General features: G+C 70.4%; 5 protein-coding genes. 4 read left to right on the top strand and 1 reads right to left on the bottom strand.

The annotated features are described in order from the left end of the window. Window positions 1–42: 42 nt before the first annotated feature. On the top strand, window positions 43–807 hold the full coding sequence (locus ACQY7V_RS07035; RefSeq protein ID WP_277299260.1) for a macro domain-containing protein: 765 nt from the start codon (window positions 43–45) through the stop codon (window positions 805–807). Continuing rightward, complete coding sequence (locus ACQY7V_RS07040) at window positions 804–1,676, top strand: Sir2 silent information regulator family NAD-dependent deacetylase (RefSeq protein ID WP_277299259.1); 873 nt, start codon at window positions 804–806, stop codon at window positions 1,674–1,676. Before ACQY7V_RS07035 ends, ACQY7V_RS07040 begins: the two co-directional genes overlap by 4 nt. 86 nt (window positions 1,677–1,762) lie before the next feature. Here the strand turns inward: ACQY7V_RS07040 and ligA are convergent, their stop codons facing one another. After that, window positions 1,763–4,132, bottom strand: coding sequence for an NAD-dependent DNA ligase LigA (gene ligA, locus ACQY7V_RS07045; RefSeq protein ID WP_428639523.1), 2,370 nt, complete (start codon window positions 4,130–4,132; stop codon window positions 1,763–1,765). A gap of 155 nt (window positions 4,133–4,287) precedes the next feature. On the opposite strand from ligA, the gene ACQY7V_RS07050 reads away from it, so the two are divergent. Together ACQY7V_RS07050 and ACQY7V_RS07055 are read left to right on the top strand one after the other, a co-directional pair. Beyond that, the gene (locus ACQY7V_RS07050; protein WP_428639524.1) at window positions 4,288–7,305 is read left to right on the top strand and encodes an FtsK/SpoIIIE domain-containing protein; all 3,018 of its coding nucleotides are present in this window, start codon (window positions 4,288–4,290) and stop codon (window positions 7,303–7,305) included. Window positions 7,306–7,461: 156 nt separating this feature from the next. Next, window positions 7,462–7,710, top strand: coding sequence for a WhiB family transcriptional regulator (locus tag ACQY7V_RS07055; protein WP_154476617.1), 249 nt, complete (start codon window positions 7,462–7,464; stop codon window positions 7,708–7,710). The last annotated feature ends 73 nt before the right edge of the window (window positions 7,711–7,783 follow it).

The following is a 7,783-nucleotide window of genomic DNA, read 5'->3' on the forward strand; positions in this document are numbered from 1 at the left end:
ATTCTCCGATCCGGGGAAACGAAAGAAAGGAGCCGCCGAACGATGACGGGCACTCACACCGACCCGCGCGTCCGCCGACTCATCGAGGGACTCCTCGACGAGACCCCCGAAGCGCCCTGCGTCGAGGAGTTCTGCGCACCATTCGACTCGGCGCGCCTCGCGCTGCGCGCCCTCATGAACATCCGCGCACCCGGCCCGCTCCCCGCCGAATGGCTCGCCCTCCAAGATGAACTCCTGCGCGAGGAGAACGCGGCGCGCGCCCTCGTCCCCGAGACCGAGGGACGGCTGTCGGTCTGGCGCGGGGACATCACCCGCCTCGAAGTCGACGGGATCGTCAACGCCGCGAACCCCGCGATGCTCGGCTGCTTCGCGCCCCTCCACTACTGCATCGACAACGCGATCCATTCCGCCGCGGGCCTCCAGCTGCGCAACGAATGCGACGCGATCATGCGCGGCGACGCACTCGCGACGGGCGACGCCCGGGTGACCAAGGCGTGGAACCTCCCGAGCCGCTTCGTCATCCACACCGTCGGGCCGATCGTCCGCGGGGAGCTCACCGCCGGGCACGAGGGCCTCCTCGCCCGCGCCTACCGCTCCGTCCTGACCGCAGCAGCCGCCCACGGCATGCGCTCGCTCGCCCTGTGCTGCGTCTCCACCGGCGTCTTCGGCTTCCCCGCCGAGCGCGCCGCCGAGATCGCCGTCGGCGAGACGAGGGCCTTCGCCGAATCCACCCCCCTGCCCGAGCGCATCGTCTTCTGCGTGTACCACGAATCCGACGAGGCCCTCTACAAGGAGCTCCTCTCATGACCGCGTTCGACCTCTCCCGCGCCGAGGATCCGTCCGAGAAGGCCCTCGCCCTCGTCGACGCCCTCGACAAGGCCGACCGCGTCCTCGTCGGCGCCGGATCCGGGCTCTCCGCCTCCGCAGGCCTGACCTACTCCGGCCCCCGATTCGAGAGCGCCTTCCCCGACTTCATCGACGCATTCGGACTCACAGACATGTACTCGGCGGGCTTCCACCCCTTCCCCTCGCCCGAGACGAAATGGGCGTACTGGTCGCGGCACGTCCTCCTCAACCGCTATGAGCCCGGGCCGCTCCCGGCCTACCGGGAGCTCCTCTCCCTGCTCGAGGGGAGCGACTTCTTCGTCCTCACGACGAATGTCGACCACCAATTCCCCCTCGCCGGATTCCCCGAGGAGCGCCTCTTCGCGACCCAGGGCGATTACGGGCGCTTCCAGTGCTCGATCCCGTGCCGCCCCGAGACGTGGGGCAACGAATCGGCCATCCGCTCAATGGCCGCCGACCAGTCGGGTCTCGCGGTCCCGGCCTCGTCGATCCCGCGCTGCCCGTGGTGCGGGGCGGAAGCGATGATGCACCTGCGCGTCGACTCGCGCTTCGTCGAGGACGCCCCCTGGCACGAGGCGGCGGCCCGCTACCGGGACTTCAGCGCCCGCACCGGCCGCACCGTCTACCTCGAGCTCGGCGTCGGGATGAACACGCCGGGCATCATCAAGTACCCCTTCTGGCAGGCGGTCCACACCTCCCCGGACGCCGTCTTCGCGACCCTCGATTCGCACCCGCTCGTCCCGGCCGGGATCGCCGAGCGCTCGATCGCACTCCCCGGAGATATCGCGACCTCGATCCACGAGCTCACGAGGGCGAGGCAGAGCGCCTGAGGCACAGCGGCGGGACATCGGGGCTCTGCGCCTCACAACCCCGCCGGAGCGGGAGCGCCATCGGTGCGGGAAGGGGCGGGGCTCCGCTACTCCCGCCGCGCCAGCCCGAGCGCCTCGAGGCCCCCGTCGAGCAGCTCCTGGAAACGCGTCTCGTCGATGACGGGGACGCCCAGGGACTCCGCCTTCGTCGCCTTCGACCCGGCACCGGGACCCGCGACGACGAGATCCGTCTTCTTCGACACCGAGCCGGTGGCGCGCCCGCCCCGCTTGACGATCGCCTCCTTCGCGGATTCCCGGTCGTATCCGGGCATCGCCCCGGAGACGACGATCGCGAGGCCCTCGAGGACGTTGGAGAGCGCTTCGACGGGTTCGTCCTCCATCGAAACACCCGCCCGCATCCACGCCTCGAGGAGCTCGGCGTGCCACTCGACCCCGAACCACTCGATCAGCGAAGCGGCGATCGTCGGTCCGACGCCCTCGACTGCGGAGAGCTGCTCGAGACTCGCCGCGCGCAGGGCCTCCATCGAGTGGAAGGCGTCGGCGAGGGCGCGCGCAGCGGTCGGTCCGACGTGACGGATCGAGAGGGCGACGAGGATCCGAGCGAGCGGGCTCTTCTTCGCCTTGTCGAGTTCGGCGAGCATGTCGAGAGTGGACTTCGAGGGCTGGGTCTCGATCGGGACCATGCCCGGTTCGGATTTGCGGGTCGAAGCTTTGAAGGCCTTCGTCCAGAAGTAGCGGACGCGCGTCCAGTCGCCGGTCGCTTCGCCCCGTTCCATCGCGGGCCGCCATACGAAGACCTCGCGCAACGCATCGGCATCGAGGTCGAAAAGATCGGCCTCGCGCTTGAGCGCGGGCCGCTGGGGCGCGGGCAGCAGGGATTCGGCGGCCGCGAGCTGGTCCGCGGGCGCGAGGTCGTCGACTCCCGCCAGGCGCAGGACGGTCCCGTCCTCGAGAAGGACGGCCTGACCGGCGACCAGGGATGCGGCGACATCCTCACGGGCCGCTTCCGGTTGCGTCAGGGCGAGCGCCGCCTCATCGCCCAGCCCCTCGACGTCCAGGGCGGAGCGCGCACCGATGTGGGCGACGCGCTCGGTGATCTGCGCCGGGCATCCCGCTTTGTTCAAGCAGCGCAGGTCCACGTCGCCCTCTTTCTCCGCCGCCAGCTCCGAGCCGCACGAAGGGCAGCGACTCGGCATGACGAAGGGGCGCTCCTCGCCGGTGCGCGCGGCCGTGACCGGACCGAGGATCTCGGGGATGATGTCCCCGGCCTTGCGCAGGACCACGAGGTCGCCGAGGAGGACCCCTTTGCGTTCGACTTCCTGCGCGTTGTGCAGGGTCGCCCGGGACACTTTGGACCCGTCGACGAGGACGGTCTCCATGACGCCGTAGGGCGTGACCCTGCCCGTGCGCCCGACTTGGACCCGGATGTCGAGAAGGCGGGTGTGGACCTCCTCGGGCGGGAACTTGTAGGCGGCGGCCCATCTGGGGGCCCGCGAGGTCATGCCGAGGCTGCGCTGAAGGTCGAGGTCATCGATTTTCACGACGACCCCGTCGATCTTGTAGGCGAGGTCCTTGCGGGCGTCGGCGAGTTCGCCGATGCGTTCTTCGATCGCCTCCCTGCCCCGTAGGAGCCGGGTGTGCTCCGATACCGGCAGGCCCCAGGATTCGATGAGCCCGTACCAGGCGAATTGGCTCTTCGGGGGTTCGAAGCCGGATGCCCCGAGCTCGAGGAAGCCGACGCCGTGCGCCAGGACCGCGAGCGGGCGCTTCGCCGTCATCTCGGGGTCCTTCTGCCGCAGTGAGCCGGCTGCGGCATTGCGCGGGTTCGCCAGCAGGGCCTCCCCCGCCTTCTCGCGTTCGAGGTTGTAGGCCTCGAAGTCCGCGATGGGGATGTAGACCTCGCCCCGGATCTCCACGCGATGCGGGAAGGGGCCGCCCCGCAGGGCTTGGGGGATGCTGGCGATCGTCAGGGCGTTCGCGGTGACGTCCTCGCCCGTGTAGCCGTCCCCGCGGGTCGCGGCGCGCACGAGGCGCCCATCGACGTAGAGGAGATTGACGGCGAGTCCGTCGATCTTCACCTCCGTGGTCATGTCGAGATCGCTCATGCCGAGGTCGGTCTCGACGCGCTCGATCCATTCGGCCAGTTCGCCCGGGGAGAAGACGTCGCTGATCGAGGTCATCTGCGCGAGGTGGCGCACCGAGGCGAAGTCCGATCGGGCGGCGCCCCCCACGCTCGCCGTCGGCGAGTCGGCGCCCGCGAGTTCGGGGTGATCCCTTTCGATCGTCTCGAGCTCCCGGTAGAGGCGGTCGTAGTCCTCGTCGTTCATCTCCGGGGCGTCGTCCTCGTAGTACGCCTTACGGGCGCGTTCGATGACGGCCACGAGGGCGTCGTGGCGGTCGCGAACGGCGGTCCAACGGGGCGAATGCTCCTGCGCGGGCACGTCCTTGTCACTCATGGGCCCATTGTCGCATCGGCGGGGGCGTCTTCGGCCCGCCCGTACATGGACCCCGGCAGGAGCGAAGTTATCCACAATCCGCGCGCGAGCCCTTCGCGGGCTTCATGCGCGGGCGCCACAGTACGGGCAGGAGGATTCGAGAGGCGGGATGCACGATGGATGAAGGAGCCGCGAGCGCACGCCTCGCCTTGAGGTCCGCGCACCACCTCGTCTGCGTCCGGGGCCCGGACACCGGCCTCGTCCTCCCCCTGCCCTGCGAGATCGGACGGGAGGGGACGGGGCTGGCGGACCCTCTGCTGTCACGCCGTCACGCCCGTGTGAGGATGCGCGGCGCCCGGGCGCTCCTGACGGATCTGGGGTCGCGCAACGGCACCGCCCTTCGGTGGGGGCCTTTCACGAGGGCGCTTCAAGCGGACCGGGAGTGCGCCCTTGCGCCCGGGAGCCGGATCCTCGCGGGCTCCGACGTCTTCGCGGTGCGCGCCCGGCCCGCCTCACTGAGCCGACGCGAGGGGCGCAGGCGTCGCGGCTCCGCCCTGTTCCTCCTCCCCCTCGTCTCCCTCTCCCTCCTGGTGGTCCCCCGACTCGCAGGACGCCTTCCCCGGGGCCCGCAGTTCCTCCCGCTCCTGGGCCTCACCCTCGCGGCCCTCCTGGTCACCGCCGCCGTCCTCGTGGCCCGAAGGCGTCGGCGGGAACGCGATCCCGGGGCCCTCGCGCTCCGCCTCGCCATGCTCGCGGCCGCATCGGGGCACGGCGGTCGGATCCCGGAGCACTGCTCGCTCCGCATCCCCATCCCCTCGGCCAAGAGCGCGCGCAGGGCGGATGCGGGTTCCCCGGACGCGCCTCGGGCGATCGCCTGCATCGGCCCGGACGGCGCGCGCATGGCCGACGGGATCGCTGCTTCGCTCATCGCACGGCTCGGAGGCGCGGTCCTCGACCTCCCCGATGGCCGCCGCCTCCTCTTCGGGCACGAGCGGGCCTTCGTCGAGATCATCGACTCGGCGCCCCCTCATCGGGTCCGCTCCGATCCGCGCGCAACGGCGCCCGGTATTCCGCGCTTCCGGATCGGCATCGCCGCCGATATCGCGCAGGCGCCCGAGTGGTGCGAGGCGATCCTCGAAGCCGACGACTTCCCGCTCGCAAGCGCGTGGTGGGATCAGTTCGGGGCAGAGGATCCTGCGCGGAGCCTGCCGAAGCGCCTCGACCTCGTGCCCCTCCTCGAGAGCGCGAAGCGATCGGGGGACGACGCGCGGAGTGGGCTTTGCGCGCCGATCGGTGAAAGCGCTCAGGGCCTCGTCCGGATCGACCTCGTCAATGACGGTCCGCACGCGCTCGTCGCCGGAACCACGGGATCGGGCAAGTCAGAAGCGCTGCTCACCTGGCTCAAAGCCCTGAGCAGCACCTACTCCCCCGCTCAGCTCCGGCTCATCCTCATCGATTACAAGGGAGGCGCCGCCTTCGCTCCCCTTTGCGCACTCCCCCACGTCGAAGCTGTGTTCACCGATCTGAGTGCGGACGGCACCGCCCGCGCTATCAGGGGCCTCCTCGCGCTCGTGCGCGCAAGGGAGCGCGAGTTCGCCGCACTCGAGGTCCCCGACTACTCCGCGCGCTGCGCGCTCGACGGGCCCGCACTGCCCCCGCCGAGGATCCTCGTGGTCGTCGATGAATTTGCCTCCCTCATCGACGCCCACCCGCGCGCCCTCGACGCGATGAACAGGATCTGCGCGCAGGGGCGATCCCTCGGCATCCACCTCATCGCCTCCACCCAGCGTCCGGCGGGCGCGATCCCGGCGTCGATGAGGCAGAACCTCGATCTGCGGATCGCACTGCGATGCGTCAGCGAGTCGGATTCGATCGACCTCATCGGAAGCCCCGATGCCGCCCGCCTCGAGCGCATCCCGGGACGGGCGATCATCCCGGGAACAGGCGTCGTTCAGTTCGCCCTCGGCCGCCGTTGGTCGGCGCCCGCCTGGCCCGTCGAGGTCGCTCCGCTGCCCTGGGCGCCCGAGTTCCCCGCCGCGATCACCGCTGAGGAGCTTCGCCTCTTCAGCGCTCGACCGGTTCAGGCGGGCGCCGTCACGGGAACGCCCATCGCCCTCGTCGATGGGATCGAGGACGGCGCGCATCACGCGCTCGAGTGGAGCGGCGGCCGGGTCGTACTGCGCACGGATGCCGATGAGGCCGGGATCGGCGCCCGGGCCGCGCGCTCGATCGGGGCCGTGATCGCGCTGTCGCTCGGGATGCGCATGCGCAGCCTCGACGGCGTCTGCGAGGAGTCGGCATCGCCTGCGGATCGGGCGGAGGACCTCCTCCTCGAACTCGAGGCGGCCTCCGATGGGCGGGCGCGTGTCCTCGTCCTGCCCGATCTCGTCGAGGCCCGCCGCCTTCTCATGGCGGTGTACGGACCCTTGCGCGCCGATGAACTCCTGATTGAGGGGATCCGGGCGGCGGAGGCCGTCGGCTGCGTCACGGTGGCGGCGTGGGCGGGCGGGCGTTCGAGCGGTGAGCCCCCTGGGGTGGGCAATGCGCTCCTGTCGTCCGCGAGAATCGTATTGAGCAGGTCGTCCGATCCTTTCGAGATGATCGCGGGCGCGGGCCCCTCCCCCGGGGCGCCCCTTTCGACGGCCTCGGGCGCTGCTGAAGGACGCGGCCGTCGGCCCGTTTCGGGGCATCACTGGTGGCTCCGCGATCCCTCCGGTGATTCACGCCTGGCATGCCTGCCCCTCGTCGATCATCGCAGGGCCGAGGCGCCCCGCGAAGCGGTCAGGCCGTGGGCAGAGGCGAGGGCGTCGGCCGAGCCGCTCGAAGAGCCCGTCATCCTCATCGGCCCTTCGTGGATGGGCCTGGATCCCCCTGGGGGCGGATCGTGGGTGCTCCTCGGCGATCGCGAGAATCTTGCGGAACGGGCGTTGGAGGCGATCGCCCGGACGCGGGGAGTGAGCGCGCCGAGGATTCGTTCGCTCCCATCGGCGTCTTGGAGTCAGGCGGTGGCGGATGAGGATTCGCAGCTCCTCGTCCTCAATCCGAGCGTTGATGCGATCCGCGCCTTCGCCCACGGGTCGATCCCCCTGCCGCCTGCGCTTCAGCACCGCTGCGAGGACCCGCGACGAGGCTTCGGGCGCATCCGGGGACGCTGGTTCCGGATCGGGATCGTCGTACCGGAATCGGCGGGGTGACGACTCCCACAGACGACTTCACAACTATGTGACGTTAATCACTTGAACCGGGGGGAAGATTAACGGAAACTAAACGGCAGTGTCCGGGTGCCGAAGACGATCACGGCGTCGCGGGCTTTTGTGTTTCGACAGCGCTCACTCAAGGAGATGCGAACGATGGATTGGCGTAGCAAGGCCGCCTGCCTCAGTGTTGACCCCGAACTCTTCTTCCCGATCGGCAACACCGGGCCCGCCATCGCCCAGGCGAGTGAAGCGAAGGCCGTCTGCCACACCTGCTCCGTCGAGGCCGTGTGCCTCCAGTGGGCGATCGACAACAACCAGGACTCGGGCGTCTGGGGCGGCATGAGCGAAGAGGAGCGCCGCTCCCTCAAGCGCCGCGCCGCGCGAGCCCGCCGCGCTTCCTGACCCCTTCACGGGCCGGGTTCTGCGGGCCCTCCGCCCGCGACCCGGGACTTCGCTTCACGACGGGGGCGACACC

The organism is Schaalia sp. (assembly GCF_050312375.1).
In the GTDB taxonomy this organism is placed as follows: Bacteria; Actinomycetota; Actinomycetes; order Actinomycetales; family Actinomycetaceae; genus Pauljensenia; species Pauljensenia hyovaginalis.